Source organism: Acidimicrobiia bacterium, from assembly GCA_012959995.1.
Classification (GTDB): Bacteria; Actinomycetota; Acidimicrobiia; order Acidimicrobiales; family MedAcidi-G1; genus MedAcidi-G2B.
This window is the reverse complement of sequence record DUCC01000013.1, coordinates 1-26628: the sequence shown is the minus strand read 5'-3', so window position 1 is coordinate 26628 and position 26628 is coordinate 1. Positions and strand designations below refer to the sequence as shown.

Here is a 26628-nt window from a genome sequence, read left to right as displayed (position 1 = left end):
ACCACAACATCGAAACGGTGGCTCGTTTGCAACGCCAGGTGCGCCCGTCGGCCGGTTATGCCCGCAGTTTGTCGGTGCTGGCCCGGGCTAAGGATGCGGGCTTGGTTGCTAAGTCGTCGATCATTGTGGGTTTGGGTGAAACCGATGCTGAGGTTGAAATGACCATGGCCGATTTGGCCGCCGTGGGTTGCGACATTGTCACTATTGGCCAGTATTTGCGGCCCACCACCAACCATTTGGTGGTGGATCGCTGGGTGGAGCCCGAGGTATTTGTTGGCTGGAAGGCGGCGGGGGAGGCCTTAGGTATTGGCCATGTGGAGGCTGGCCCGCTCACTCGGTCGAGTTATCACGCTCGTCAGGCTGCCGAAAGTGTGGCCGTGCCGGTAGCACTGAGCCAACCGGCTTAGCGCCAAGAAACTGGCGTAGGCTCTTGGTGTGTTTGCACAACGGATAGAAAAAGCTCGGTTGTTGATGGCCGCTCAAGGTGTTGATGCACTGCTTTTATCTTTGGGCGCTGACCTGCCTTATTTTTGTGGCTACGAGGCCATGCCGTTGGAGCGTCTCACCATGTTGGTGGTGCCCAAAGAAGGGATGCCGCAGTTACTGGTGCCAATTTTGGAGGCTCCTCGGGTGGCTGAACACCCTGAGGTGTTTGGCTTGTTGCCTTGGAGCGACGGCCAAGATGCGGTGGCCTTGGCGGCTGGGCTGATCAAAGGGGCAAAGAAAGTAGCGGTGGGCGATCAAATGTGGGCCGGGTTTCTGGTTGATTTGGTGGCTGCTTTGCCAGGGACAGAGTTTTGTCGAGCTTCGGCGGTGACGGCCCCCATTCGCATGGTCAAAGACGCCGCAGAAATTGCAGCCTTGCGTCAGGCCGGTGCGGCGGTAGATCGTATTATTGCTGACTTGCAAGCTGGTTTGGTGCCGTTGGTGGGCCGCACCGAGGCCGATGTGGCCGCAGAGATTGCCCGCCGGATTCGCACGGAGGGCCATTACAAAGTCAACTTCACCATTGTGGCTTCGGGCCCTAATGCAGCCAGCCCGCATCACGACCCGACCGACCGGGTGATCCAACATGGCGAAAACGTGCTTTTTGATATTGGCGGCACCATGGCGGGCCCCAACGGGGTGGGGTATTGCTCAGACATCACCCGGTGCGTGCACATTGGTGAACCACCGACTGAGTTTGCTGAGCTTTATGCCGTGTTGCATGCTTCGCATGCCGCCGGGGTGGCGGCAGCCACCGTAGGGACCCCTTGTCAAGACGTTGATGCGGCGGCCCGAAAAGTTATTGCCGATGCAGGCTTGGGGGAGTTTTTTATTCACCGCACCGGCCACGGCATTGGCGTGGAGGCGCACGAGCACCCCAACATGGTGGCCGGCAACTTGTTGCCTTTGGCCGCCGGTCACGCTTTTTCGGTGGAACCGGGTATTTATGTGCCCGGCAAATGGGGGGCCCGCCTCGAAGACATTTTGGTGGCCACCCCTGATGGCCCCGATGCCATGAACTTGGTGGATCACGGCCTTGCCGTAGTAGAGGGCTAGCAGTGATCGATCTTGACGCAGCAACGGTGTTGTTGCAGTGGGCCACCGGCGGACTGTTCTTTTTGTGGGTCACTGGTCGGCGCCGTGAGGTAGGCATTGGTTACGGCTGGACCATGCGCATCACTTTTGGGGTGATGACTGCTGGTGCAGTAGCGGTTGGGGTGTTGTTTGAGTCGCAACCGGTGCGTGACCTTTTTGGGGCGCTTATGTTGGCGGCCACCGTGGCGGCCATGGCGGTGTCGGTGGTGCGTCGTAAAGCTGGGGTGGCGGGTCAGCGAGGCACCGAAGAGCGCCGTTCGGCTCGAGTGGCTGCCATGACCGGCATTGACAAAGATGAGCAAACTTTTTCTGATGGACCGGAGTTTCCGGCGCATTTAGATTTATTGGCGCCTCTCTTGGGGGTGGTGGCGTTGGTGGCTGGCGGCATTAATGCTGGTGACCCGGCGTGGTTGTCGGTGGCTCGGGTGCTTATTGGGGCACTGTTTTTGGGGGCTATAAGCGACGCCATGTTGTTGGGGCATTGGTATTTGGTGCAGCCTGGTTTGGCTCGTGGCCCGCTTATTGAGTTGGTGTGGTGGTCGGGCTTATTGTGGCCTTTTGAACTGGCTGTCTTGTTGTGGCCTACCGGCATGGTGTCGGTGCTCAACGGCGCTATTGCCGATGGCTACAACGGCATGTTGGGCTGGTTTTGGGTGGCTTGCACGGCGTTTACCATCGTGTTGATTGTGCTGACCCGTATGGCGTTAAAAGAGCGCCAATATTCGGCGGTCATGGCCGCTACTGGTTTGTTGTACCTGGCTATTCTCACCGCTTTCGGCATGGACCTCGTAGCCCGTGCCACCTTGGCCTAAGGTTTAGTTGTGCTTACTATGCGAGGTGACGAAAGGAAGGGCCCTGTGGCCCAAGTGACAAGATGGCTGGCTGCTGTACGGGTTTATTTGCCGTTGACCCTTAACTTTGCTCAACGAGAGTTGAAGGTGCAACATAAGCGCAGTGCGTTGGGGTGGGCTTGGTCGTTGTTGAATCCTCTGTCGAGAATCTTTGTTTACAGTTTGGTCTTTGGGGTTATTTTTCGTTTTCAACCACCAGAGGCCGGGTCGGGTCAACTCAACTTTGCCATGTATCTCTTTAGTGGCTTAATTATTTGGCTGCTTTTTGAAAGCATGATTCGTGGGGCCATGCATTGGCTTATCTCAGTGGGTGACTTGCGACGAAAAGTTTATTTTCCTTTAGAAACGGTAGCTTTTGGCGGTGCGGCGGCGGTGGGTTTTCAAGCCTTGATCGAAGCCATGGTGTTGTTGGTGTTTATGGCTTTTTATGGCAACTTGGGCTGGACCATCGTGCTTCTGCCCGTGGTGTTGTTGTTCACCGCCATGTTCGGCTTGGGCATCGGCATGGTGATGTCGGTGTTCAACACCCGTTATCGCGATGTAGAGAATCTGATCGTTATTTTGTTGAGCACCATGTTCTTTTTGGTACCCATTGTTTACACCGAAGACATCATCCCAGAAGAGGCTTATGGTCTGCCGGCTGCTGCTCTGATTGGCGCTAATCCCATTAGTCAGTTCGTGGGCACTGCCCGTGATGTTGTTTATTTCTTGGAATGGCCTTCGTTGGCTCGAATGTCGCTGCTTGCTGTCTATGCCTTTGGTTCGCTGGGGGTGGGTTGGTGGTTTTTGAACCGTCGCTCTATGGCCTTAAGTGAGGAAATGTGAGCCAGCAGGCCGACCCGGCGATTCAGGTTCAAGGAGTATCAAAGAGTTATCGGTTGGTCCGTGATCGGCCCACTTCGGTTAAAGAGGCGGTAGTGCGGCGTTCGCGTCGGCAGACCGTGGAAGACTTTTGGGCGCTGCGAGACATCGACTTAGAGGTACCCCGCGGAAGTTTTTTTGGCTTGATTGGCCATAACGGTTCAGGAAAGTCAACTTTGTTGAAACTGTTAGCGGGTATCCATCGGCAAACCAGTGGGGACATCACCGTTAATGGTCGTCTTTCTGCTTTGCTGGAACTTGGAGCAGGGTTCCACCCCGAGTTAACGGGTAGGGAAAACATTTATCTCAATGGAGCAATTCTCGGGATGAGTCGTCGGCAAATGTCGGCGGCGGTTGATGAGATTGTGGAGTTCAGCGGTATCGGTGATTTTGTGGACGCCCCGGTGCGCATTTATTCCAGCGGCATGTATGTGCGTCTAGGTTTCGCTATTGCTGTGCACGTCAATCCTGAGGTCCTGTTGGTAGATGAGGTGATTGCCGTGGGCGACGAGGACTTTCAGCGGAAATGCCTTGACCACATGGAGGTATTGCGCAGCCAAGGGGTGACCATCGTGTTGGTCTCTCATGACCTAGACCAGGTGCGTGAGCTGTGTGATCAGGTGGCTTGGATTGACCGTTCGCACCTTGTAGAGGTGGGGGAACCCAACGAGGTTTGCGACCGATATATAGCCAGCGTCAATGTTGAGAGGCAGGAAGAGTTGTGAAACGCCTTTGGGTCGGATTTTTCCTGCTGGTGTTTCCCTTAATGGTGGTGTGGGCGGTTACTAACCCGATGTTTGCTTCGCCGGATGAGCCAGCGCACATGGTGCGAGCCCAGGGCATTGTGCGGGGGCAATTTGATGGCCCCTACAAGGTAGATGGCATTCCGGTGGATGACATTAAGTGTTTGGCTTTTCACCCCGAGGTGTCGGCTGATTGTATGACTTTGGAGTGGTCCGAGGCCCCTACTTTTGAAGATTCAACGGCTACTAACTACCCTCCGCTGTTTCATTTCCTTGCTGGTTTACCCTCGCTGTTCGTACATGGTCTGACTGGGGCTTATGTGATGCGCCTTTGGCTGGCTTTGATTTGTTCTAGTTTGTTGGCGTTAGCCGGGGCGATACTTTTTGTTCGCTATCCCAGCAAATTCATGATTTTGGGCTGGGCTTTGTCGGTGACCCCCATGGTGTTGTTTTTGTCGGCCACCGTGAACCCGTCGGGTTTAGCGGTGGCTCTGGGGGCAGTGATTTGGGCTTCAGGGATGGTGTTAGCCGACCCGGGTACGGAAACAGATAAGCGACGTTTGAAACAAGTGTTGGTGGTAAGCGCGGCAGCTTTTTTGCTGGTGCGTCGAGACTCGCTGTTGTGGCTGGGAGCAATAGGGGTGTCGTTAGTGGCTCTTAGTCCCGAGTTGTTGCACTCTGTGTGGCGACGCCGTAAGGCGGCGGCTGGTTTGGTCGTAGCGGGGGTGGCTGCGGGTCTTCTTTGGGTTGCTCCTTCTTGGTCGGTTCTTTCGGCGGGCAATAATGGCCGTAGCCGGTGGGCTTCGATCCCTAATGACACTTATACCTATGTGAAACAAGCTGTGGGCTGGTTTGGCTGGCTAGACACACCGCTCAGCGATGCGGTAATGGTGGCTGCCTTGGTGGTGTTGGGTACGTTCTTACTTCTGGGTTTGGCGGCTTCAACCGAGATGGTTACGCGAGCCTTGGTGACGGTGGGGGCACTAGTATTTTTGGTGCCCTTAGTGTTCGCCGAGTTTCGTTACCCATATTTTCAGGGCCGATACTATTTACCGTTGGCGGTGGGTGGGCTTTTCCTTGCTGGGCGTTCTTTGGCTACGGTAGAAATGCCTCGCCGGCTGGAGAGCCGACTTGTTGGGTTGCTGGGAATCACGTGGGCCGGGGTGCAGGTTTGGGCCTTAGTAATTAATGTGCGGCGGTATTAACTCATTTCGTAAGCACTCCGCTGTCCAGCGCTAGACGTCCGATGGGTAGTCTAGAATGAACTAGGTTTTCTCAATAATTTGAATAGGAGTTATTTATGTCGGATCGGCTAATAGAAGTTTTTGCACAGGTGCTAAATGTTGAATCTTCCGCTCTCAGCGACGATACTTCCCCTGACAACACCGAACTTTGGGATTCGTTAGCAGCTATGGATCTTGTGACTTCAATTGAGGACACTTTTGATATCCCTTTAACCACTCGAGAAATTATGCGTATGCGCAGCATTGGGGCTGCTCGCGAGGTTCTCCTAGCGAAGGGCGTAGAGGGAATTTGAGATGACGAGGTCTGCAAGAGAAGCAGCATTATTTTGGCGTGAGCATACACAAAAGAGCTTGGAACCTGATTTTGTTTTAGGAATTGCAGGCTCGTTTACCGTCGAGCCGATAGAAGTGCACCTTGGATCTTCTCTAATCGATAGAGGGTGGAAGTCCCCCAAATTTCGTTTTGCTGATTACAACCAACTCCATCAACTATGTCTTGAACATGAGACAGTCTTCGGCGGATCGGTTGACCATGTTCTTGCGTTATGGCGTATTGAAGACGTATTTTCTGCGGCTGTTGACGGATATTTAGACGATGAAGACGAACGCCTTGCCGAGATAGTTAGCGGGGTAGAAGAACTAGCGCTTCTTTTTGGCCAACTTTCAAGCAAAGTTGCTGTCACTGTTGCGGACCCTCCTTTCCCTTCGCCGTGGGGAGTTGATTTGCGAGATTCAAGGGTCTCTCGCCGTTTAAGCCGCCTCTATTTTGAAGTCGGCAAAACTTGGAATGAGACAATTAATGAGTTTAGTCGTGTGACAGTTTTTGATCTTGCCACATTGGTGTTGCTTGAGGGAATAAAAGACACAAATGACTTGACAAAGTGGGCGCTGTATCATCAGCCGTATTCAAGCCAATTTTGGATCGAGATAGGCGAAGCATCCTCAGCGGTGATTGCTAGTGGTTATCGCCCTACGCCTAAATGTGTTGTTCTTGACTGTGATAACACGCTATGGGGAGGGATAATAGGTGAGGATGGCCTTGGGGGAATAGAACTAAACGATACTTTTCCGGGTTCGGCTTTTCGTGTCTTTCAGAAAAGACTAGTACAACTCCGTGCGGCAGGAATAATGTTAGCTATTGCTTCAAAAAATGATATTTCGATAGTGGAAGAAGTCTTTGCGAGTCATGGTGAGATGATTTTGGGAAAGGATGATATTTCCTGTTGGAAGGTCAACTGGTTGCCCAAGTCGGAAAATATCCGAGAGATCGCTTCGGAACTAAATATCGGATTAGACAGTCTAGTTTTCGTAGACGATTCGTCCTTTGAATTAGCGGAAGTAGAGATGGCATTACCTGAGGTATCGTTACTCCAAGTTCCAGATGAACTTTCTGAACTTCCTTCTGTTATCGCAGACTCTGGCTTGTTTCGCCATATTTCGGTTAGCGATGAGGACCGAGAACGTACACAAATGATGTTGGCAGAGAGTTCTCGGAAGAAGGTGCAAAGCACACTAAGTGGTGAAGCATTTCTCCAGTCGTTGGAACTCGAAGTGGAGGTGTTCTCACTCAGAGAAGAGCACATTGCGAGGGTAGCTCAACTAACTAATAAGACTAATCAATTTAACTTGACTACGGTTCGCCGCTCTGAGTCTGAGATAGCGGCATTGATGGAGTCCGAAGTATTTGAGGTGCGTGCAGTTAGGGTCGCTGACCGTTTCGGGGACTACGGTGTGGTCGGTGTGGCGGTGATAGAGAGAATGAAAGATGGTTGGTTGATTGATTCGTTTTTACTGAGTTGCCGTGTGTTGGGGCGAGGGGTTGAAAGTGCATTTTTGAGTGCTTTAGTTGAAGAGGCCAAGAGTGATGGCATTGAACTGGTTGAAGGGCGTTACAACCCAACGGTGAAGAATGGCCAGGTGGCTACTTTTTATCAAGATCATGGATTTTTAATCAAGGATGGAGTATTTGAAAATCTGTACTCTGGAGAACTAACTGTTCCAACCCATGTGGCATTAAAGCGGTAGTTGCATGTTGAATTTCAACACGTTTGATTACTTCTCGTGGCTCTTGGCAGCGTGTCTGTTAATTGTTCCTTTGTATTATTTGGTTCCATGGGAGCGGGCAAGAAGGTTGCTTCTCACCGTGTTGGGCATCTATCTTGTTTTTTTGATTGCTCCACGGTTAGCAATTTTTTATGCCGTGTTCTGGACTGTTGTTGCTATCTTTCAACGACTGCTGGCACGACTAGGAGAAAGAGCATATGCTTCTCTTGCTTTGACAGCAACAATTGTGGCGCTGCTTGTGCCGCTAGTAGCGTGGAAAATCGTTCCAGAAAGTTTTATCATTTGGTTTAACTTAACGTTCAATCAAGTGGCTTGGGACTTGTCTAGTTACTTTGGTGGAATTGATGCCGTGAGGGACATCATCCTTCCAATCGGCCTTTCATTCGCGGTATTTCGTGCAATTGATTTATTGGTCCAAACAAGTCTCGGAACGATAGAGGCGCTACCGCCGAGTATGGTGTATTTTTTCGGGTTTTTTCCTCCTGTGCAAATCATTGGACCAGTGATTGAGTTTTCAGAACTTGAGTCTCCCGGGAAGCCAAAACCACCTCGACTCCCTTCGCTAGATGATTTGTCTGCCTCGTTTGCTTTGATGATGTCAGGGTTGGTAAAGGTTTTCGTGTTGGCGTACCCGTTGAAAGGGGCAACTGACGTATTCTCATTTTATGAATCAAATTCTTGGCAGTCCATCTGGGTTGAATTGGTGTTGTTTAGTTGGTTCTTTTACTTGAATTTCTCTGGATACTCTGATTTGTCGATGGGGGCGTCAAGACTTTTTGGTTACAAATTGAAGCCGAACTTCAATAATCCGTATTTCAAGTTGAATATTCAAGATTATTGGAACAACTGGCACATGTCGCTGACCAGGTTCGCTCAGCGCAATGTGTTTATTCCGCTAGGTGGGATGAGATCCCGCCGTCAGTATTTAGCGATTACTGCAACAATGATGGTCATAGCCCTTTGGCACAATATTTCATGGTCGTTGTTTATGTTTGGCCTCTGTCATGCATTAGTGCTGGTGGGTGCTCGTCTATTAAACGGTCATCGACCTGCACAAAAACGCCCTTCCCTGCCTCTTCGGGTAGGGAAAAATCTTTCCATGTATACTTTTGTGGTTCTTGCCTTGCCTCTGCTCATGATTGATATCGCAGAGGTACCAGACTTTTATCTTGCACTGTTGGGGGTATGATGCCGTGGATCTTTAGCCAGTTGCAGCATCGATTTGGCGTGCTGGGCTCTTTTTCTAGTCTTTTTCGTGTTCATATTTGGATAGTTGTGGGGCTCGTTGCCTTTGGAGCAATAAAACCTGCCCCATCACACGACCAACTTTCGTCTGGGTACAACGAGAAAATAAAAAGCGACTGGGTTCGCGAGATCGGAGCTGACCGAAACGATTGGAGGGGTTTCCACGTCAGCGGAGAGAATTCCGAGGTATTTCGTATCGGGTGGGTCGGAGGTTCTTCGCTTCAGAGCATCGGAGATGGTTATTATGAGTTTATTCCGAGTCTGGTGCAGGAGCGGATAGCGAAAGTTAATGGACTCCCGGTTGATATAGATATCTATTTTTTGAGTGGAATTCGGTTGTGGGATGAGTATGTCGGCGTGCTAGAAGCTCTTAATAACGATGTTGATCTACTTGTTTTGACACTGAACCCTCTCTGGGTGTTCAATGATGAAGCGATTCAAGGATGGCCAAACCTCAACTCTGTTGCTGCCCCCCTTGTTGTTTCTCGACCAGAAGCGTGGCTGCTTTCGTTGGGGCTTTTAACTCCCGTTGACTTTGTTGCTGGCTTGTTGGGGAAGAACCTCCCATCAGTTTATAACAGGTGGAGTTATAACAAAGTTATTTCGGAACGAATGCCTTTTTTCTCTGCTTTGGATCGTTCGAACCCGCCGCCTGAGCCCGAAAAAATTAGTAATTTGGCAAGGATAGGCCAGTTCCAAATTCCTATTTTTTTCTGGAACGAGCACCGAGACTCCCGGCCTCCTGGGCTTTCACTGTTTGAAGCACAGGCGGCTCTGCTGCAGCAAGCAGACCCAAGTCGTAGTTCTTGGAATCAACAGATACTTGGTTGGATCGGTTCGGCGGTTGTTGACTCTGAAGTTCCGACTTTTATCTACCTAGCCCCATTAGCCACAGATTCAATGAAGACGAAAGAGGTAGCAGTAGCGGTGGAGGGCTTAGAGGCGCACTTAAACGACTATTCAACGAATTTTGAAGGTGAAAAAGTGAAATTTATCCCTCAGTCGCTTTCTCGATATTTGCCAGCCATGGAGTTCAACGACCTCGTTCATGTTGGCGAAGCGCTTCCTCTGGCGGACTATCTAGCCAGCATGATTTGCCAGTTTACTGAAGAGCAAGGCTTTCCAACCGAGTGCGATGTTGTAGGTACTGCACCATGATTTCCAAAAAGGTTTTGAAATACATGATTGAGGCACTTCTCGGCGTTGCGGTGGCTTGTTTAATTGTCCTTGTTCTCGCGTTGACGGTTGGTACAGTGCCGTTCGTCTACCAAGGGTATTAATACGATGGCTGAGATGAAACTCGCACATATCGGGTACGTAGTACGGAATATAGAGCGGTCTGTTGAGCGTTTTGAGAAAGAGGGAGCCACCTTGCTTATCGCAGCTGCACCTGACCCCGTGCAAGGAGTGTATGTGGCGCTTCTTCGCATTGAGGATGAGGTAGATATCGAACTTGTTAGTCCAATAGTTGTTGGTGAATCACCAGTCGATTCTCGACTTTCGCGCGGTGGTGGTTTAGACCATCTTTGTTACTTTGTAGCAGATGTTCAATCGGCCCTAGAGGCCGAGCAATCAAATGGAGGAATTGTCGTGTGTCATCCAACTTTTGCATGTGTGTTTGAAAGAGAGATTGGCTTTGTTCAGAGACGTTCTGGACTGGTCGTGGAGTTTATGAGTGATGTGAAGGTGTTGAACGGTGACTGATTTTATGTGGAGTTTAGAGGCGGTTACTAAGCGACTTAATTCTGAGGTCCCGGTGATCGCAAGAGGGTTGCTCTACAACCAAGCTGAGCCGAACGATCCCCGCATTAAGTGGGCAGAGAGAGCGATGGAACATGTCGAAACTTTATGTGCGGGCGACCCATTGCGTGGCGAGTCTTCAATAGAGGCTTTTGCGATTACTTCGCTTGATTTTTTGCGTCTTCAGGCCCGCTTCCTTAAAACCGGTAAGTACGCAATGGAATCTGCTGAGGATCTACACAGCCTTTATTCGGCACCGGAAATGATGGTTGAGTATCTAGATGGTTTAGCGCTTTCGTACGCCATGTGGCCTAACCATGCTTCAATGTTGGGATTTTTTGTTGAAGAGTTTGTTCTTAAGTTGCCAGCCGAACCGCGCGTGTTGGAAATTGGGCCTGGGCACGGGTTATTTGCTGCATTGCTTTTTGAACACCGACCAAACGCTAAGTATGTAGCCATAGATATAAGTCCCAGTTCTCTAAAATACACTGAGCGGACGTTAAAAGCACTCAGTATTCCGGCAAAAAACTGGCGACTGATTGAAGCAGACGTCACGTCACCTTCGGTAGACGGTCAGTTGAATTCAGATGGCTTTGATGCAGTTATCTGTTCTGAGGTGCTGGAACACGTGGACCGTCCAGAAGCTATTTTAAAATTCATGAAAAATAGCCTTGGACAGACGGGTAAAGCATTTGCCACTACCGTTGCTAACCTTGAAGCAGTTGACCATGTATTTCTTTTTGACAGCGTGGAGGAAATTCAAGCGATGATTGGTGATTGTGGTTTAAAGGTCCTACTTGATTACCCCTTGAACCTCCCAAATTCAGCAGCATCTGACATAATTTCTGTGAATTATGGGGCAGTAGTGGGTTTAGCCGATTCTTCGGGGGAGTAGTTAGTCTCTCTTCGGGCAGATGGCTGCGGTTCGCGAATAATGGCCTAACAATTCGTACTGGCCAGAATCTACGAGTTCGTTTACATAACGGTAAATGTCTGGCCAATCGTCAGTTCCGTAGTCATCGATTATCAAGAGGCCGTCGTCAGCGAGCAATGGGGTGTAACGCTCAACATCATCTTTTACGCCTTGGTAACTATGGTCGCCATCTACGACAATGACTTGGTACTGCCGGTCGGAAGCCGCTTCAAAAATGGATTTATCGTTAGAGAGTCCTTTTAACAAGCGAATTTCAGATTCGTCGATGCCAAGAATCTGACGATTGGTGATAAAAGTGGCTTCGGTAACCGGCATTCCGGTGGGTGGGTCAAATCGGCCCCGGTCGTAGTAACCCTCAAAAGGGTCAATTACTGTGGTTTGCAGAGAGTCGCAAAAGGGGCGTACTGCTTCATGGACGAGTAAACTTCCTAGACCGAAAAGAGTGCCAATTTCAAGAATTTGAGTATTTCTATCTAGCGCTGACCTTGTGATTAGTACGCGAGAGACCATATCGGCCAGCGTGGTAGCGAAGCGACCCAAAGAGGCCCTTTCGCGGTCCTGTAGATGAAGAGATAGCCATTCAACGTGATTAAGGGTGTGGTTTAGGTTTAAAGCATGGTCCCAAACGTTAACGAGGTTAGCGGTCACTGTTTTGTCAAGGAACCGGGAGAAAGGTTGTGGGTATTCTCCGAAAAGCCCACTCTGACGGCTTTCAGAGAGGGCTTGGTGTGAAGCTAGTTCGTTTAGTTGCAATTCGAGGCCTTTGACCTGGTTCCCCAAGGAAGCTTCGAGGCCTTTGACCTGGTTCCCCAAGGAAGCTTCGAGGCCTTTGACCTGGTTCCCCAAGGAAGCATTGAGCGCATCTAATGCAGAAACTTGGCCGTATGTCCAGCGGCGAATTGTTTCGTCGTGTTCGTCGGAGCGTTGTTGCTCTCTCATCAAGCGATAAGGAAGAGCGACAGCGAAAAAAACAAGAGAAACCGTAACTACGATTTTGTTGGTCCAGAGGCCGACACACAAAACAAGAAAGAGCGCTCCCAACAGTAAGCCTGAAGGCGAGCGGTAGAAGCCAAGGATTGATTGAAAAAGTCTTTTACTGGTTTTTTTTGTATTCATTTCGTTCGTCCTGAAAGTGTTTGGTGAAAATTGTTAGCAAGTTATCTATTGGTAAGTTAAGAATTCGCTACATGGCAGAGGTAACTGCATTAGAATGCAGAACTGATTGAAGAGACTTTTTAAAGAAAGTCATCGGTGGCAGGCAATCCCCCCCCGGCCGCCATCTGTGAAGACCTCTTCAACGCGAGAGAAACCGCTTTCATAAAAAAGATCTTTTAGAGCAGTCATATTTGGATGCCAATGTCCAGGAAGGCGAGCTGCCCCCTTGGAGTCAGGCCCGGAATATTGAGAGGAACGAATGAAGCGCACGAGAGGAAGATCGTTGTTCCCTGGGTGAATAGCCGTTTCCACCAACACTGTTCCAGATGCAACACTGGCTACAGATTCAACAGCTTGTTTAAGATATTTGCAGTGATATAAAATGCCAATACAGAATACGAGGTCAAAGGTTCTCCCTAAGGCAGGAAGGTCATAAATGTCACGGGTATGAAAGTCAACATTTTGCCCTCGAACATCTGCGCAAAAGTTAGCTTGGTCAATGTAGCCCTGCTTAAGGTCGATACCGGTGACATCCGTTGCACCGCGGTCCATTGATTCAAAGGAGAAAAAGCCCGCGTTGCAGCCGATATCAAGAACCGACGTGCCCTTGAGATCCTCCGGAATTGCAGAAGCCATTTCGTCGAATCTTTTCTTGGGATGGTCGCTATCTTCACCCCAGACGCGGCGTGATTTTGTTGAGAGGCCATTTCTTAAATCAATGTTTTGGTACCAACCAAGATCAGCATCCAATTCGTCCACTCGTTGGACGATGGCCTCCTCGGTCCAGCGGTTATTCATCGGTTCTCTTTCTGTAGAGTGAATACAGACTGTAGCAGTTGATGCTCTATGTACCCTGATGGCCGTGCTTCAACAAGAGACCTATAAACCGAAGTGGCTATAGTCTACGAAGTGAGAACAAAGTTGAAATCAATTGCTGGGAAGGTGATCGACCAAGATGTTTCCTTGGGGGATCATCCGGTCCCTCTGTGGCGCAAGCTGTTGTGGCGGATTCGATACCTCTTCCTTGCTAGAAGAATGCCATTGACTCGCAACGATCAAAAAATTAACGCTTTTCGCGACTCGCTGAAAGGACAGCGAGTGTGGATAATCGGTAATGGCCCGAGTATCGCCGACACGGACCTTGCGCGTCTTTCAGATGAAGTCACGATTGGGACAAATAGCATTTTTCTCAACGAGGATAAAATGGGATTCAGCGTTACCCATTATGTGGTGGAAGACTATTTAGTCGCCGAAGACCGAACTGAAGAAATAGAAAAGATTTCTGGATCCACGAAATGGTTCGGCAACTATTTAAGTTATTGCTTGCCAAAAAGCAAAGACACGCTATGGATGAATGTCTCTGTCGATTACAGGGATACACCAACTTGGCCGCGATTTTCTCGAAATATTTCGAGAATTGCCTATGTCGGAGGAACCGTTACTTATCTTTGCATACAGCTTGCGTATTTTTTGGGTGCATCAGAGGTCATTTTGGTTGGGATCGACCACAGTTATGTAGTGGAAGATTTGGAACAAGTTGAGGGGAATACCATTACTTCTACCCGTGATGACGTAAATCACTTCCATCCAGACTATTTCGGCACCGGCAAACGCTGGCACTTGCCGAGAGTTGACAGGATGGAGCGAGCCTATGTGCAGGCTCGGGAAATATTTGAAGAGGATGGACGTCGCATCGTAAATGCAACAAAGGGGGGAAATCTCGAGGTATTTCCACGAGTGGACTACGACCGATTGGTTAAACAATGAGGCGATGGATTAACTTTGTATTACGTATTGGCCTTCGGGTGCTCCATCGGTTGTGGCGGTTGCTTCCTCAGAAAATAAAGAGCATCCTTCGTCCGAGCGCTCGCAAACTGCGAAGTAAAATCGGGGGGGCCAAAGGGTCACCTTATAAAAAAGTGTTAGAAGAAACGCATTCCTTGGTGCGGATTATTCCTCCCCTGCCAAAATTCGTCGTAGAACCAGCGCCGGTCCAGCCCTCAGACTTCCCCGAAGTGAGTGTGATAGTCACGGCGCATAATGATGGAGCATTTCTTGACACCTGCCTTTGGAGCATACGAAGGCAAGATATTCTTAACTGGGAATGCATTGTTGTGGACGATGCATCCGTTGATGACAGCATTGAAATAGCGCTCAAACATGCTGAGGGGGACCGGCGTTTTAGGGTCATCCGAAGAGATAGAAATGTGGGTTTAGCAGTAGCGCGCAATACTGGGATTGATAGTGCTCGTGGTGAGTTTCTGACATTTCTTGATGGTGATGATTTTATGTTCCCAAATACTTTGGGAACTAGGATCGAAGCAGCAAAAGATGGGAATCCTCTGACGGCAGGAAGTTGGTGCGATTGGAACGTAGTTTCCGAACCCTCCGGGTTAGGATTCCTTCCGTCGACACCGGGAAAGTCGTTTACAACGATTGATTATCTGACAGGAGGCGGCGAGAATCAAGTGATTTCAACGAGTCCTTTGGTTCGTCGTGATGTGGTCAAATCACTTGATGGGTATGATAATTCTTTTCGGACCGCAGAAGATTTTGATTTTAATACGAGGCTATTCCGCAATGGATATAGATTGAAGTTTTCAAAAGTAGTAGGTGTCGCTTACAGGCAAAAACGCAGTTCTATGATTTCAGGTGACCCGCACGGCCATGCTCAGAATGCCATGAAAGTTTATTCGTATATGAAAAATCCAATGTGCGAAGAGTCAATTTGCGTTTCTGCCCCCGCCCCCTACCGGCTCCCGCCACTGGGTATACCGAGCGAGGTTAAAAGAATCGAACGATTGGTTTCTTTTCTTACTTTTGCTGTATTGCTCAATGATGAAGAGCAAATTAAAAAAACTTCAGAGTTGTTTCCACCTGGGCTGATCGGAGCTTCTTCTTTCCTTTTGGACGTTGACGGAAGAATAGATGTAGCGCTCAGGAGGCATCAAACTCGCACAACTCGCCTTTCTCGTCAAGATGGAGATCGAATTAAAGAAAAGGTAAAAGAACTCATAGCAGTGAGAGGAAGAGAAAGCGATGGTACAAGAGAAGAAAGTTCACATCGTGGAGAAATCAACCAAGAGAGGTTGGAGCGATTAAAAGAATCTCATTCAAGGATACGAGGTTCAATCCCAATGAGCGCCGCAGGCGTTAATTGGGACGTCTTGTTAGTAGCTAAGAGTGCAGATGCGGTAAGAGAATTATTGTTGGTGGGGCGTGAGTTAGTAGAAGCAGGAAAGAAAGTCGCCATGCTGGACAATGGAGATGCCGTTGCTCGCCGCGCCATGCTGGCAGAAGGAGTTCATCGGGTAGCAGTACCAGTCAGTGACCCTAAACTTCTCATTAGCTCAACAGGAAGTGCGGGTGGCGTAGATCCGTATAAGCACATGGTAATTGCCTGCGAACCAACGGTACAACCGCCCCTCGCTGATGCCAAAATAGATGTAGCCCATGTACGAGGAGCATGGGAAGTTGAGCAATTTGAGGGCCTTAAGGAAGTTAAAATAGTTGGGTGGCACTCCCGTTTAGACCGGTTACGTACAGCGCTCTCCCCGATTGATGGCCAAGGAAAGACGGTCCGTGGTGAAGATATTTTGGTTCTTGCCGCAGGGGCCACCAGTGGGTTAGAAAAATCCGACTTGGAAGAGGCTTTGCCTGGCAACTCGTTGCTCTTTACACCAGAGTTTATGGCGGTTAGTGGAATCACTGTGGGTTTGGACGAGATTCGGTTAATCGCCCCAGCCTTGAAAGCCGTAGTGTGTGTAGGGCCAAATATTCCGGTGGAACCGCTTGCTTATGGAATCCCTATTTTTGTCATTTCTGAAGAATTGAAAAAAGATACAACTGGTATTATCTACTGCAAATTAGAAACATTATCTCAGATGGTAGATGCGATTGGCCCTCTGACCGTTCCGGAACCATTAGATGTAGATCCGCTTTCATTGCATGTTGAGGCTGCTTTACACCTTTTAGATGAGCAGTAAGTTTCGTTAGAAAATCGGGGGGCGGCCTTTTTGGCTAAGTGATACGACAGTGCGCCACGATATTGGAGTTCGAAGTTTGGTACGACTTCTATACCCGGCAACAGTTCCTAAAATGGTTGGCTTAAAGGCAGATGGGCGTCGTACGCAGACAATGAGGAGCCAATTGGCCAGATAGGCGATGGATACGGCCACAGGCAACAACCTCCAAGCCAGCCATACCCTATTGCGCGCTGTTAACTCATGGAAGCCCGCATGGTGGCCTTCCGGTGCCGATACAGGATGCTTTACCTTGAGTAGGGGCGCATAAAGAATGTTCCAACCGCAATCGATCAGCCGCCAAGACAGGTCAGTTTCCTCTAAACCGTAAAAATATTCGGCGAAAAACCCTTCTACCTCAGTGAAAGCGCTCTTGCGTATGACACATGCCCCACCCGGAAACGAAGTGGCCTGACAGGTGCGGTCGGGGCGTTTGCCAAGCATGGGATGATGCCGCTTTGCTGTGTTCCCTTCCGGGTCAGTGATGCCAAGGCCAACCACCGCCACTTTCGGCATGGACTCGACCTCTTGTACTGCTTGCACAAGAACATCGTCGCTGGCATACCAAGCATCGTCATCTAAAAAACAAAGAAAATCACCTGAGGCTGCAGCAGCCCCGAGGTTGCGACCTCCTGGGATGCCGGTGTTTTCCCCCGGTTCAACCACCACATCAGCTAAACTTCGGTCAGGGTCTCCGCCGTTAACCACCAGAACCACCTCAAGTTCTACACCGGTCTGAGCGCGCGCTGACTCGATGGCGGCGGCTAAACCCTCGGGTCGATCACCCATGGTAAGAACGACCACAGATACAGAGTGCATGTGGTCAGGATAGTGGCCAAAGAGCCGTAACGCCGGGAGGTAGGCTGGTCTGGTGACCCTTTCTGTTTCGATTGTTGTACGCGCCCTCAACGAGGCAGCACATTTGCCGACGCTGCTGGCCGGCATAGCAGAACAAACTCGACAACCCGACCAAGTTATATTGGTTGACTCTGGGTCTACCGACCAGTCAGCCGAAATTTGTCGAGAAGCAGGGGCAGAGATTGTTTTAATCGCCCCCCAAGATTTTACTTTCGGACGAGCACTCAATGTGGGCTGCCAAGCCGCCACCGGAGACATTTTGGTGTTCGCGAGTGCCCACGTATACCCCATCGACGAACAATGGTTAGCGCAGCTAGTGGCGCCCTTTGAAGACAACCCTGAAGTGGTTTTGGTCTACGGCCGCCAAACCGGGGACGAGCGCACGCATTTCTCTGAGATGGAAATGATGCGCCGCTGGTTTCCGGATGTTTCTGACCCAGACCAAGAGCACCCTTTTTGCAACAATGCCAACTGTGCAGTTCGGCGAAACGTGTGGGAACAAGCCCCCTACGACGAAACTCTTACCGGCCTCGAAGACATGGCTTGGGCGAAACATGCGCTGGCCAATGGACAGCGTCTTTGGTATGAAGCACAAGCGGGCGTTGTGCACGTCCATGAAGAAAGCATTGCCCAAACTATGAACCGCTATCGCCGAGAAGCCATAGCGCACAAAAAAGTGTTCGGCCATCAAAAAATGGGCTTCATTGAAGCAACCGGGTTATTTGCCGCTAACACCATTCGTGACTACATTGCGGCAATTCCGCGGTGGCGCTTATTGAGCAACCTGGTGAGTATCCCGCGTTTTCGCTACGCTCAGTTTCGTGGGGCGTGGCAGGGTTTCCGCCAACACGAAGACCCCACTTCGGAACTTAAGCGCCGTTTTTATTACCCCAAAGGTTTCACCGCAAAGAGCAATCGACTACCTGCCGAAACCAGATATCGAGAAAGGCCGCCATGCTAAACGTTGTTGCCTTTATGCCTATGCGGCATTCCAGCGAACGCGTTCCCGGGAAAAACTATCGGGACTTCAATGGCGAACCGTTGTTTCACCACATGCTGCAAACATTACTGGGTTGCCCAGAAGTCACCCGAGTGGTCATCGATACTGATAGCCCAACGGTGGCCGATCAATGCGCAGAAAAGTTCCCCTCCGTATTGGTGCTGCCCCGGGCTGACCACCTGCTGGGCGGTGAAATGGCCATGACAGAGATTTTGCGCTACGACGCAACGCAAGTCGAAGCCGACTGGTACCTCCAAGTGCATTCCACCAGCCCGTTGTTGCGTAGCGAAACCGTCTCTAAAGGCTTGGCAACTCTAGAGAACTCTTTAGATACCCATGACTCATTGTTTTCGGTAACGCGGTTGCAAACTCGGCTTTATGATGCCGAATTCAAACCGGTCAACCATGACCCCACCGTATTGTTGCGCACCCAAGACCTCCCGCCTCTTTACGAAGAGAATTCTGGTATGTACGTGTTTAGCAATCAGCAAATAGCCGAAGGCCGCCGCTTTGGCGACCGGCCGCTGCTCTTTGAAATTGACCCACTTGAAGCAACCGACATAGATGAAGAAGCCGACTTTGTCTTAGCGGAAACCCTGCAACGCATTAAGAAGGAACAAATAAAATGAAAATTGCTGTTACCTGTATTCAACTCATCCGAGACATCGAGGCCTACTTGCCATCCTTGGAGGCAGCAGGTTTTGAGGTAGCCCTCCCCGAAATATCTGGCCAACATCTTGAAGGGGCCGAACTGGTGGCAGCTCTCGACGGGTGTGTGGGAGTGGTGGCGGGCGACGACCAGTTCACCGCCGAGGTCCTTGACCAAAGTCCAAACTTAAAAGCCATTTCAAAATGGGGTATTGGGGTGGATGGCATAGACAAAGGGGCCGCTGCTCAACGAGGCATTCCGGTAACTAACACCCCCGGAGCTTTCGACGACGAAGTAGCCGACGTTACCATGGCCTACTGCGTGTTGTTGCTTCGGCAACTTCATGCTGTTGATCAAGGGATACGAAATGGCCAGTGGCCTAAACCTGCTGGCCGTTCTTTGGGTGAAAAGACCATTGGAGTAATTGGCCTTGGCGGCATTGGCCGAGCAGTTGTGCGCCGGGCGGTTACCGCTGGAATGACCGTCTTGGGGTCTGACCCATCGTCAGAAAGTCAACAGTTAGCTGCGGAACTTGGTGCCCAGGTGGTTCCTTTTGAAGAACTTATGCAACGTAGCGACATCGTGTCGGTTAATTGTCCACTTAACCCAAGCACCTATCACTTGATCAACGATGAGCATCTTGAACTCATGAAGCCTGGAGGTTGGTTGGTAAACGTAGGCCGCGGGGCAGTGGTAGAGACGCCGGCTCTGGTGCGGGCACTACAGAGTGGCATCTTGGCCGGGGCTGCCGTAGACGTGCTTGAAGAAGAACCTCCAGCCTCTGATGACCCTATACGAGGTTTATCCAACGTCATTTTTGGCTCTCACAATGCATCAAACACGTTGGAAGCCTCCGCCCGGGTGCATGTGCGAGCGCTAAAAAACTTAGCTAAAGAACTTGGTGTGGAGCTTGAACTATGAGTCGCATAGCGGTGGTTACCGGGGTCAGTAGCGGCATTGGGGCCGCGGTATGTGCAGAGTTTCAACGCCAAGGATGGCAGGTAATAGGAGTGGGCCGTCATGATGCCCCGCAACCTCTTGACCGTTTTGAGCGCGCTGACCTATCGCAACCAGATGCGGTAGCAGATCTATTTTCTCGCCTTGCTGATGTGGAACAAATACACGCACTGGTCAACAACGCGGCTAGGGGACTAGACAAACCACTAGCCGAAACAAGCGATGAAGAATGGCAAGCCGTCTTTGACCTCAACGTCAAAAGTGCTTTTCAAATGATGCGAGCCGCCACTACACAACTTGCCCGGGCAAATGGGGCCATAGTCAACGTAAGTTCTGTGCACGCAGTGGCTACTTCAATAAACGTAGCGGCCTACGCTGCCTCCAAAGGAGCGTTGGTGGCCCTTACTCGCGCCACGGCATTGGAACTCGCCCCACAAGGGATCCGTTGCAACGCTGTTCTGCCTGGGGCGGTTGCTACACCCATGCTGGAAGCCGGTTTAAGCCGGAGGCCGCACCCGGAAGGCCCGGAGGGAAATCGTCAAAACCTTATTGATAAAACCCCGTTGGGCTTTATAGCCACCCCCGAACAAATTGCCCCTTCGATAGTGCACTTTGCTGACGGGCAACAAACCCCGTACCTGACCGGGCAAACTTTGGTTATTGATGGTGGGGCCACGGCCCGGCTCTCCACTGAGTAGTTCTTGTGGCCGGGCCGTTCGCTGATGGAATACCAGAATTTCGGGTGTTGAGGGCTTCGCCTGAGGCAATGAGCGACCAGCCTGCCGTAATAATGGTTGCTCAAGCCGCCTACCACCTTGAAGAACTCCTTCCTTTAGCAGCAGCATTAGAGCGACACGGAGAACCCTCGATAATCGTGGCCCCCGTTCCTACTTCTCGAGTTTTGTCTCGATGGAGGCCTGCCAACAAGCGCCACCAGGAGTTGCTTGCCGTATCTCCCAACCCTTCAGGGCCGGTTCTTTCTCAACAGCAGTTGGCAAGAGCAAGGGCATTAGTGGTGCTCAACGACTGGGGGACCACCGCCTCTTTGGTGAAAAAAATGAAAACGCAAAGTGTCCCTACGTTTGCTTGGGTAGAAGGAGTGCAAGATTTTGCCGATCTTGATACAGGAAAGCAACGGAAGGCTTATCGGTCTGTTGACCATGTATTTTGCCTCGGACAATATGACTACCAAGCGTTGGCGGGAACTTCTCGAACGGTGGTGGGCAGCGAGCGACTGAGAGCGTTGTGGTTTGAGAACCCTACTTCGGTCCAAAGTGATCGTTTGTTAGTGAATCTCAACTTCACCTATGGGGTAGGAGAGCAACACCGAGGCCCTTGGTTAAAGAGTGTGCAAAAATCTATGCAGGCCGCCGACTGGAAGTACGTTATTTCGCAACATGTGGCTGATAAAAGCCTGGTTGCCCCTTGGCGGAAGTCCTCAGATAGTTCCAGTGTTTTGCTGGCGGGCACCCCGCTATTTGTAACCAGATTTAGCACCCTTGGCTATGAAGCATTAGTACGTGGCATCCCCATGATTTACCACAATCCGCACGGGGAACAGGTGCCTACTTTTGCCGATCCGCGAGGTGCCTTTGCCATTACGGAATCCGTGGAGGAATTAATCAGAGCGTTGAAAGCAGATTTGCCAACCCGAACGAAAGTCCGCCAGCAAGCAGAGGAGTTTTTGAATCATCACCTGCACCTAGTAAATGATGGATCTCCCGCAGAACATGTGGCCGACCGTATTTGCGCGGTATTGGTTAGCTAGTTAGCCCAACTCCCCAAATTGTTGGCGAGATTACCGCTTATGCCCGGTGAGCAAAGGTAAAGGTCGCCGGCCCCCGGAGAGCAGGGGTCGAGCCCGGTGGCTGCTGTGGTAATGACCAGTTGGTCCAAATTGGGGCCAGCAAAGGTTGGGCAAGTGACTTGTGGAGTGGGTACCTCAATGCGCTCGGTGATGGCCCCATCTTCCAAGCGGACAACTGCTCCGCCTCCCCAAAGAGCGACCCAGAGCCCTCCCTCAACATCAATGCACATGCCGTCTGGTGCACCGAGTTCTGGCGGGATACGAGCCCATGGCCGGCGGTTCGAAACTTCCCCGTTAGTGAGGTCGTAGTCGAATGCGTCAATGCATTGGGTGGGGGTATCTATGTAGAACATGGTTTGACCATCGGCTGACCAGTCGAGACCATTGGAAATGGTTACCTGGTCAACCAGTAGTTGCACCTGTTGGTCATCAAAAGACCATAAGGAACCTGCTTCTTTTCGTGGTTGGCCCGTGGTCATGGTTCCCCCCACAAAACGGCCCACAGGGTCAGCTTTTCCGTCATTCATGCGAAGATCATCGGCCATTTTTGGCAGTTCAGACACCAGAGAATAATCATGGAAGCGGCACAGCCCAGTCGGTATGGCCCCTACCCAAGAACCCTCAACGGTTGAAGCCACTGCTCCCACGGCGCTGGGGAGTGTTTTGGAGGTTCCCGATTTGCCTTCCAAAGATACTCGGTTTACTTGGCCTGCTAAAACATCTACCCAGACCACCTCGTTGGCTTGCGGGTCCCAAACTGGGCCTTCACCGAGGTCGGCTCCGGCAGTTAGTAGGAGTTCGGCAAGCATTGGCTACCTGTTCGGGTGAGTGGCTGCTTTATATAAAGCAACCACTTCGTCGGTTGGCCCGTCGGCGCGTAATTCTCCCTTTTCGATCCACAAGGCGCGTTCACAAGATCGAGCCACTTCTGCCGTATCGTGGCTCACTAAGATTACCGCACCTGCTTGGGAACGAATTTTGTTAATTCGCTCGGCGCTTTTCTCCTTGAAGTGCGCGTCACCTACGGCGAGGGCTTCATCAATGAGTAGAATTTCTGGTTGGTGTGCAGTAGCGATAGCAAAAGATAAGCGTGCTCTCATCCCAGAAGAATAGGTTCGCATAGGGAGATCAATAAAATCTTCAAGCTCGGCGAAAGCACAGATCTCATCTAACCTTTCATCAATCTCGCGTTTAGACATGCCCATGGCCAGGCCGCCAATGATGATGTTGCGTCGCCCAGAAAGGCCAGGCCGTAAAGCAGCGCTTACCGCCAACAAGGTAGGGCGAGAGCGAACTTTTATTTTCCCAGACTCAGTGGGCAACAAGCCAGTGAGAGCCATCAGTAAGGTGGACTTGCCAGACCCGTTCGACCCAATGATGCCCAAGCTCTCGCCTTCGTCGAGTCGAAAAGAGACTCCTTTAACCGCGTGAATTGAGCGAAACTTGCGGTGTGTACGGCCTTTGGAAAACATCTGTTTGATGCCTGGTTTGCTGTCTTCGTAGACCCGGTAGATGACGTTTACCTCATCGGCGATCACTGCAGGACGGGCACTCATGCGCCGTACCGGTGTTCGCGAGCCCGGAAAAAGAGAAGACCGGCTATGGGAAGAAGAAGTGCCCATAAAACCAAACCCACTACACAAGCAACGGGGAGAGGGAGCCCCATAAGGGCCCACCGAGCAGCAGTGATGATGTCGTACATGGGGTTGAGAGCAAATAAGTTTTGCATGGTGGTGTTAGTGATGAAAACCTCGACGCTGAAGATGACCCCCGACATGTAAAATAACAAGCGAAAAAGGTGAGGAAGAATTTGTTGAATATCGGTAACGGCAAAGCCGATACGAGCAATGATGAAGGAAGCTCCGACCCCGAATAAGGCTTGGCCTAACAAAATTATCGGGAGCAACAACCACCGGAGGGTAGGCCGCTCGCCAGTTATAAGCACGAAGCTTAAAAGCACCACCAAACTAGGGATAAAGGCAATAGTTTGGCCAGTTACCGCCGATACCGGCAGCAAAGACCGGGGGAACTGAATAGAGCGGATAAGTGATTCGTTGCGTCTAATAGATGCCGCCGCTTCTTGAATGGCTCGTTGAGAGAGCTGGAAAATAAGAATTCCAACGACCAGAAACCCAAGAAAGTTCTCTACACCGCGACTTGTTTTAAGTACTACGCCAAAAATGATGTAGTAAACGCCAATAAGCATGAGGGGGTTCAGTAGATGCCAGAGTTGACCTAAAAAAGTGTCCATGTTTTGGGCACGAATATCATTGGCAGGGACCACAATGGCAAACTCTCGACGATCCCACATCTCTTTTAAATAAGGACCCAGCGGGGTTTTGGTGCCGAGCTCAATGAGATCGGCGTCAGCGGGGTTGTCGGCCATTAAGCCACCCTACCGCGAGGTGCTTCCGGCATGGTTTATTTTGATGGTCACTTGGCGAGTCGGGTGAGGAAACCCCAGCCCCAAGACAAGTGCATGCTGGCAAAAGTTTTCATGACGGCGATGCGGTTGCTCAAGTTGAGAGGGGTTTTGGTGCTCTGTGTAGCCATTATCAAGGTAGTCAAGTAGGTGGCGGGCAGGACGAGACCCCAAAGGTTCCCTAGCGCTAAAGCAAGGGCTGACCCCAAGAGTCCTAAAACCAGCCCGGGGGCCGCCAACTGGCGCAGACGAAGTGACCGAGGGTTTTGCAAAATAACTCGTCGTTTCCATGCCCCATACTGAAAATATTGCGAAGCTAATTTTTTCAAAGTATCCCGTGGCCAGTAGTCAACTTTAAGTTTCGGATCAAACCAGACGAGATACCCGGCCTGACGGAGTCGCCAATTCAATTCGTAGTCCTGGTTGCGTATCAACGACTCGTCATAACCTCCGACGGAGTCAAGGGCCGCTCGGGTAAAGGTGCCTAGGTATACCGTGTCGGTTGGGCCCTCCGTCCCGTGCCCGCGAAAGTTCGCCGGACCGGCACCAAAGGGCGAGCGCATGGCTAAAGCAATGATGCGTTGCGTGCCCTCGTCGCCCACCGGATGCTGTATACCGCCGACATTCCCCGCACCCGTACGTAGCAAAGTAGAAACGGCTTGTTGCAGATATCCCGCAGGTAAAACCGACTGAGCATCAACCCGGGCCACGATATCTCCGCGGCTAGCGGCGATAGCGAGGTTGAGGGCAGTCGGGGTGCGACCCGTTGGATTGTCGACCACTTGCAAACGGTTTTCTTGCGCCGCCCAGCGTGCAAGCACTTCTTTGGTGTTGTCACTGCTTGGACCAACAGCCACCGTGACATCAAGGTTGCCTAAATAGTCTTGAGCAAATATTGCCTTAAGGCAGGCATCTAGAACCGAACTTGCATTTAAGGCCGGAATCACCACCGAAAGCGAAGGGAGGGGAGCGGGGTCGGTCATCGAGCCGAACGACGCAAAACCACCAGCACCGTCTTCAAACCAATTTGTAAATCAAGAATCGCTGACCAGTTCACGATGTATTGCAGGTCGTGACCCAATTTGTATGACGGGTCCGTTTGGTAGTGGCCCCGCACTTGTGCCAAACCGGTGAGGCCAGGTGGCACATCGTGGCGTCGTTCGTAGCCAAGTATTGCTGTTTCGAACTGTTGAACAAACTCTGGGCGTTCGGGGCGAGGGCCAACGAGCGACATTTCACCTTTAAGCACATTCCACAGTTGCGGCAACTCATCTAAACGAGTTCGGCGCAGCCAAGACATGCCGGCTAACACTCTTGGGTCAGCCTTAGTGGCTAGTTGAGCGCCGGTTGTTGACTCCACATTGTGGGCCATGGTGCGAAACTTCCACATGGCAAAAGACTTTCCTAAGTAACCCACCCGTTGCTGGCGATAGAAAATGCCCGCCCCGCCGCGTAGCCGCACATAGGTCGCCACGGAAAGGAAAACAGAAATGATCAGTGGTGTCGCAAGGGCGAGGTAAAGCAAATCTAAGAGGCGCTTCAGACGTAGTTCGCACAAGGGTAAGGCATGGGCTCTCAACCCAACAAAAGGCATACCTGCTATTTGGCGACTGCGTTGCAAACCCAACAAAGTGTCCGCCGGAGTGATGCGTTTAAACACACCAATCCGTCTCTGCCCTAATTGGCCTAAAGGCTGGGGATAAATCTCATCTAGGGTTTCGCCACTCAACAGCAACACATCGGTGGCGTCAACTAAGTCAATTTCTTCAATCAAGTCACCGCCTGGTGCAACTTGACCCACTACCTCAATGTCGCCGCCAGATTCTTCTAAGTGGGAAGCGGCCAGCCGCCGGTCGGTGGCTTGCCCAACTAAGAGAACCCGTGGATGCCCAAAGCGTCGCGAGCGCACCGAGCGAGAAAGCCAACGGTTAAAAGTAATGAGCAACGAAGAGCCAACGAGGAATGCCAGCAGGTTGCCGCGAGGCATAAAATATCGTCCGGTGGTAAAAGCAATAAAGGCAGAAAGAAGCACCGCCATTAGCGATAAAGCTGAGACCTTCGGCAGCCAAGCTGGCCGACCTAAGCGCTGTTCGTATTCGTATAAACCACCGAAATAGTAGACCCCAAGATGAATAACGGTGGCAGCAGCGAACCCGACGAGGTAATAGCCCGTTGAATAAGTAGGCCAGGTTGCGCCAAAGCGCAAGGTAATGATGAGAGCCATGAGGGCGTAGAGCCCGATGGCATCAAGTATCAACAAGTATCTGAAACCCAAAGAGCGCAACCAAGGCAATGGCCAAGGTTCCGTGTCAGGTGCGGCCGGCAACGCCGGTGAAGTTTGTGGAGGCATAGTAAGTAAAGTTTGCTCCCCCTAGGGTAACGCCCGGCTGCTAAAGCCAGAGTTCATGGTTGTTGTGCCTAGAATCTGACCAATGAAGATCTACACCCGCAAAGGCGATGACGGCACCACTGGTTTGCTTTATGGCGGCCGGGTA

Annotated in this window: 26 protein-coding genes and 1 pseudogene (1 of these 27 only partly in view); 19 read left to right on the top strand and 8 right to left on the bottom strand. The window is 51.0% G+C overall.

Annotation, left to right across the window (positions count from 1 at the left end; all coding sequences use genetic code 11):
- From lipA to EYQ49_03950, 12 genes and pseudogenes are all read left to right on the top strand, one after another.
- Positions 1–407: pseudogene (lipA, locus tag EYQ49_04005) on the top strand (lipoyl synthase) (it extends 632 nt beyond the left edge of the window).
- 28 nt (positions 408–435) lie between these two features.
- Positions 436–1542 carry an aminopeptidase P family protein gene (locus tag EYQ49_04000; GenBank protein ID HIG25048.1) on the top strand — a complete coding sequence of 369 codons (1107 nt, stop codon included), beginning with the start codon at positions 436–438 and terminating at the stop codon, positions 1540–1542.
- Between the two features lie 2 nt (positions 1543–1544).
- Positions 1545–2393 carry a hypothetical protein gene (locus EYQ49_03995; protein HIG25047.1) on the top strand — a complete coding sequence of 283 codons (849 nt, stop codon included), beginning with the start codon at positions 1545–1547 and terminating at the stop codon, positions 2391–2393.
- A gap of 9 nt (positions 2394–2402) precedes the next feature.
- Complete coding sequence (locus EYQ49_03990; GenBank protein ID HIG25046.1) at positions 2403–3257, top strand: hypothetical protein; 855 nt, start codon at positions 2403–2405, stop codon at positions 3255–3257.
- Complete coding sequence (locus EYQ49_03985; GenBank protein ID HIG25045.1) at positions 3254–4018, top strand: ABC transporter ATP-binding protein; 765 nt, start codon at positions 3254–3256, stop codon at positions 4016–4018. The genes EYQ49_03990 and EYQ49_03985 overlap by 4 nt, the downstream gene beginning before the upstream one ends.
- Complete coding sequence (locus EYQ49_03980; GenBank protein ID HIG25044.1) at positions 4015–5241, top strand: DUF2142 domain-containing protein; 1227 nt, start codon at positions 4015–4017, stop codon at positions 5239–5241. Before EYQ49_03985 ends, EYQ49_03980 begins: the two co-directional genes overlap by 4 nt.
- Before the next feature lie 95 nt (positions 5242–5336).
- Positions 5337–5573 (top strand): acyl carrier protein, encoded by a 237-nt coding sequence (locus EYQ49_03975; protein HIG25043.1) that lies wholly within the window; start codon positions 5337–5339, stop codon positions 5571–5573.
- A 1-nt stretch (position 5574) separates the two neighbouring features.
- On the top strand, positions 5575–7305 hold the full coding sequence (locus EYQ49_03970; GenBank protein HIG25042.1) for an HAD-IIIC family phosphatase: 1731 nt from the start codon (positions 5575–5577) through the stop codon (positions 7303–7305).
- A gap of 4 nt (positions 7306–7309) precedes the next feature.
- A complete protein-coding gene (locus tag EYQ49_03965) occupies positions 7310–8533 on the top strand; it encodes a hypothetical protein (protein ID HIG25041.1) in 1224 nt (407 codons plus the stop codon).
- Positions 8530–9747, top strand: coding sequence for a hypothetical protein (locus tag EYQ49_03960; GenBank protein HIG25040.1), 1218 nt, complete (start codon positions 8530–8532; stop codon positions 9745–9747). The genes EYQ49_03965 and EYQ49_03960 overlap by 4 nt, the downstream gene beginning before the upstream one ends.
- 126 nt (positions 9748–9873) lie before the next feature.
- Positions 9874–10293 carry a VOC family protein gene (locus EYQ49_03955; GenBank protein HIG25039.1) on the top strand — a complete coding sequence of 140 codons (420 nt, stop codon included), beginning with the start codon at positions 9874–9876 and terminating at the stop codon, positions 10291–10293.
- Positions 10286–11224: a class I SAM-dependent methyltransferase gene (locus tag EYQ49_03950; protein HIG25038.1), complete on the top strand. Its 939-nt coding sequence runs from the start codon at positions 10286–10288 to the stop codon at positions 11222–11224. Before EYQ49_03955 ends, EYQ49_03950 begins: the two co-directional genes overlap by 8 nt.
- Here the strand turns inward: EYQ49_03950 and EYQ49_03945 are convergent, their stop codons facing one another.
- Both EYQ49_03945 and EYQ49_03940 read right to left on the bottom strand, forming a co-directional pair.
- Entirely contained in the window at positions 11225–12379 is a 1155-nt protein-coding gene (locus EYQ49_03945; GenBank protein ID HIG25037.1) for a class I SAM-dependent methyltransferase, read from the bottom strand. It abuts the gene before it with no gap.
- 129 nt (positions 12380–12508) lie between these two features.
- Positions 12509–13216, bottom strand: coding sequence for a DUF1698 domain-containing protein (locus EYQ49_03940; protein ID HIG25036.1), 708 nt, complete (start codon positions 13214–13216; stop codon positions 12509–12511).
- 111 nt (positions 13217–13327) lie between these two features.
- Here EYQ49_03940 and EYQ49_03935 point away from each other — a divergent pair, with 111 nt between their 5' ends.
- Together EYQ49_03935 and EYQ49_03930 are read left to right on the top strand one after the other, a co-directional pair.
- A complete protein-coding gene (locus EYQ49_03935; protein ID HIG25035.1) occupies positions 13328–14185 on the top strand; it encodes a DUF115 domain-containing protein in 858 nt (285 codons plus the stop codon).
- Entirely contained in the window at positions 14182–16404 is a 2223-nt protein-coding gene (locus EYQ49_03930) for a glycosyltransferase (protein ID HIG25034.1), read from the top strand. Before EYQ49_03935 ends, EYQ49_03930 begins: the two co-directional genes overlap by 4 nt.
- 6 nt (positions 16405–16410) lie before the next feature.
- On the opposite strand, the gene EYQ49_03925 is transcribed toward EYQ49_03930, so the two are convergent.
- On the bottom strand, positions 16411–17385 hold the full coding sequence (locus tag EYQ49_03925) for a glycosyltransferase family 2 protein (GenBank protein ID HIG25033.1): 975 nt from the start codon (positions 17383–17385) through the stop codon (positions 16411–16413).
- Here EYQ49_03925 and EYQ49_03920 point away from each other — a divergent pair.
- The 5 genes from EYQ49_03920 (at position 17309) to EYQ49_03900 (ending at position 21672) form a co-directional block, all read left to right on the top strand.
- Positions 17309–18259, top strand: a complete 951-nt coding sequence (locus EYQ49_03920) for a glycosyltransferase family 2 protein (protein HIG25032.1) — start codon at positions 17309–17311, stop codon at positions 18257–18259. The two genes, EYQ49_03925 and EYQ49_03920, sit on opposite strands and share 77 nt — an antisense overlap.
- Positions 18253–18927, top strand: a complete 675-nt coding sequence (locus tag EYQ49_03915; protein HIG25031.1) for an acylneuraminate cytidylyltransferase family protein — start codon at positions 18253–18255, stop codon at positions 18925–18927. Before EYQ49_03920 ends, EYQ49_03915 begins: the two co-directional genes overlap by 7 nt.
- Positions 18924–19868 carry a dihydrofolate reductase gene (locus EYQ49_03910; GenBank protein ID HIG25030.1) on the top strand — a complete coding sequence of 315 codons (945 nt, stop codon included), beginning with the start codon at positions 18924–18926 and terminating at the stop codon, positions 19866–19868. Before EYQ49_03915 ends, EYQ49_03910 begins: the two co-directional genes overlap by 4 nt.
- Positions 19865–20602, top strand: a complete 738-nt coding sequence (locus EYQ49_03905) for an SDR family oxidoreductase (GenBank protein HIG25029.1) — start codon at positions 19865–19867, stop codon at positions 20600–20602. The genes EYQ49_03910 and EYQ49_03905 overlap by 4 nt, the downstream gene beginning before the upstream one ends.
- Before the next feature lie 68 nt (positions 20603–20670).
- Positions 20671–21672, top strand: a complete 1002-nt coding sequence (locus EYQ49_03900; GenBank protein HIG25028.1) for a hypothetical protein — start codon at positions 20671–20673, stop codon at positions 21670–21672.
- Here EYQ49_03900 and EYQ49_03895 read toward each other — a convergent pair.
- Genes EYQ49_03895 through EYQ49_03875 form a run of 5 tightly spaced genes read right to left on the bottom strand, consistent with a single transcriptional unit; the run spans position 21669 to position 26483 of the window.
- The gene (locus EYQ49_03895) at positions 21669–22520 is read right to left on the bottom strand and encodes an SMP-30/gluconolactonase/LRE family protein (protein HIG25027.1); all 852 of its coding nucleotides are present in this window, start codon (positions 22518–22520) and stop codon (positions 21669–21671) included. The two genes, EYQ49_03900 and EYQ49_03895, sit on opposite strands and share 4 nt — an antisense overlap.
- Positions 22521–22523: 3 nt before the next feature.
- The gene (locus EYQ49_03890) at positions 22524–23267 is read right to left on the bottom strand and encodes an ABC transporter ATP-binding protein (GenBank protein HIG25026.1); all 744 of its coding nucleotides are present in this window, start codon (positions 23265–23267) and stop codon (positions 22524–22526) included.
- Positions 23264–24097 carry an ABC transporter permease gene (locus tag EYQ49_03885; GenBank protein ID HIG25025.1) on the bottom strand — a complete coding sequence of 278 codons (834 nt, stop codon included), beginning with the start codon at positions 24095–24097 and terminating at the stop codon, positions 23264–23266. The genes EYQ49_03890 and EYQ49_03885 overlap by 4 nt, the downstream gene beginning before the upstream one ends.
- Positions 24098–24144: 47 nt before the next feature.
- A complete protein-coding gene (locus tag EYQ49_03880) occupies positions 24145–25116 on the bottom strand; it encodes a glycosyltransferase family 2 protein (protein ID HIG25024.1) in 972 nt (323 codons plus the stop codon).
- Positions 25113–26483: an exopolysaccharide biosynthesis polyprenyl glycosylphosphotransferase gene (locus tag EYQ49_03875; protein ID HIG25023.1), complete on the bottom strand. Its 1371-nt coding sequence runs from the start codon at positions 26481–26483 to the stop codon at positions 25113–25115. Before EYQ49_03875 ends, EYQ49_03880 begins: the two co-directional genes overlap by 4 nt.
- Between the last annotated feature and the right edge of the window lie 145 nt (positions 26484–26628).

Excerpts from the sequence above, each read along its gene's own strand:
- EYQ49_03975 (HIG25043.1), top strand. The coding sequence starts at position 5,337 with ATGTCGGATCGGCTAATAGAAGTTTTTGCACAGGTGCTAAATGTTGAA.
- EYQ49_03970 (HIG25042.1), top strand. The coding sequence starts at position 5,575 with ATGACGAGGTCTGCAAGAGAAGCAGCATTATTTTGGCGTGAGCATACA.
- EYQ49_03965 (HIG25041.1), top strand. The coding sequence starts at position 7,310 with ATGTTGAATTTCAACACGTTTGATTACTTCTCGTGGCTCTTGGCAGCG.
- EYQ49_03960 (HIG25040.1), top strand. The coding sequence starts at position 8,530 with ATGATGCCGTGGATCTTTAGCCAGTTGCAGCATCGATTTGGCGTGCTG.
- EYQ49_03955 (HIG25039.1), top strand. The coding sequence starts at position 9,874 with ATGGCTGAGATGAAACTCGCACATATCGGGTACGTAGTACGGAATATA.
- EYQ49_03945 (HIG25037.1), bottom strand. The coding sequence starts at position 12,379 with ATGAATACAAAAAAAACCAGTAAAAGACTTTTTCAATCAATCCTTGGC.
- EYQ49_03940 (HIG25036.1), bottom strand. The coding sequence starts at position 13,216 with ATGAATAACCGCTGGACCGAGGAGGCCATCGTCCAACGAGTGGACGAA.
- EYQ49_03930 (HIG25034.1), top strand. The coding sequence starts at position 14,182 with ATGAGGCGATGGATTAACTTTGTATTACGTATTGGCCTTCGGGTGCTC.
- EYQ49_03925 (HIG25033.1), bottom strand. The coding sequence starts at position 17,385 with ATGCCGGCCAGCAGCGTCGGCAAATGTGCTGCCTCGTTGAGGGCGCGT.
- EYQ49_03915 (HIG25031.1), top strand. The coding sequence starts at position 18,253 with ATGCTAAACGTTGTTGCCTTTATGCCTATGCGGCATTCCAGCGAACGC.
- EYQ49_03910 (HIG25030.1), top strand. The coding sequence starts at position 18,924 with ATGAAAATTGCTGTTACCTGTATTCAACTCATCCGAGACATCGAGGCC.
- EYQ49_03905 (HIG25029.1), top strand. The coding sequence starts at position 19,865 with ATGAGTCGCATAGCGGTGGTTACCGGGGTCAGTAGCGGCATTGGGGCC.
- EYQ49_03900 (HIG25028.1), top strand. The coding sequence starts at position 20,671 with ATGAGCGACCAGCCTGCCGTAATAATGGTTGCTCAAGCCGCCTACCAC.
- EYQ49_03895 (HIG25027.1), bottom strand. The coding sequence starts at position 22,520 with ATGCTTGCCGAACTCCTACTAACTGCCGGAGCCGACCTCGGTGAAGGC.
- EYQ49_03890 (HIG25026.1), bottom strand. The coding sequence starts at position 23,267 with ATGAGTGCCCGTCCTGCAGTGATCGCCGATGAGGTAAACGTCATCTAC.
- EYQ49_03885 (HIG25025.1), bottom strand. The coding sequence starts at position 24,097 with ATGGCCGACAACCCCGCTGACGCCGATCTCATTGAGCTCGGCACCAAA.
- EYQ49_03880 (HIG25024.1), bottom strand. The coding sequence starts at position 25,116 with ATGACCGACCCCGCTCCCCTCCCTTCGCTTTCGGTGGTGATTCCGGCC.
- EYQ49_03875 (HIG25023.1), bottom strand. The coding sequence starts at position 26,483 with ATGCCTCCACAAACTTCACCGGCGTTGCCGGCCGCACCTGACACGGAA.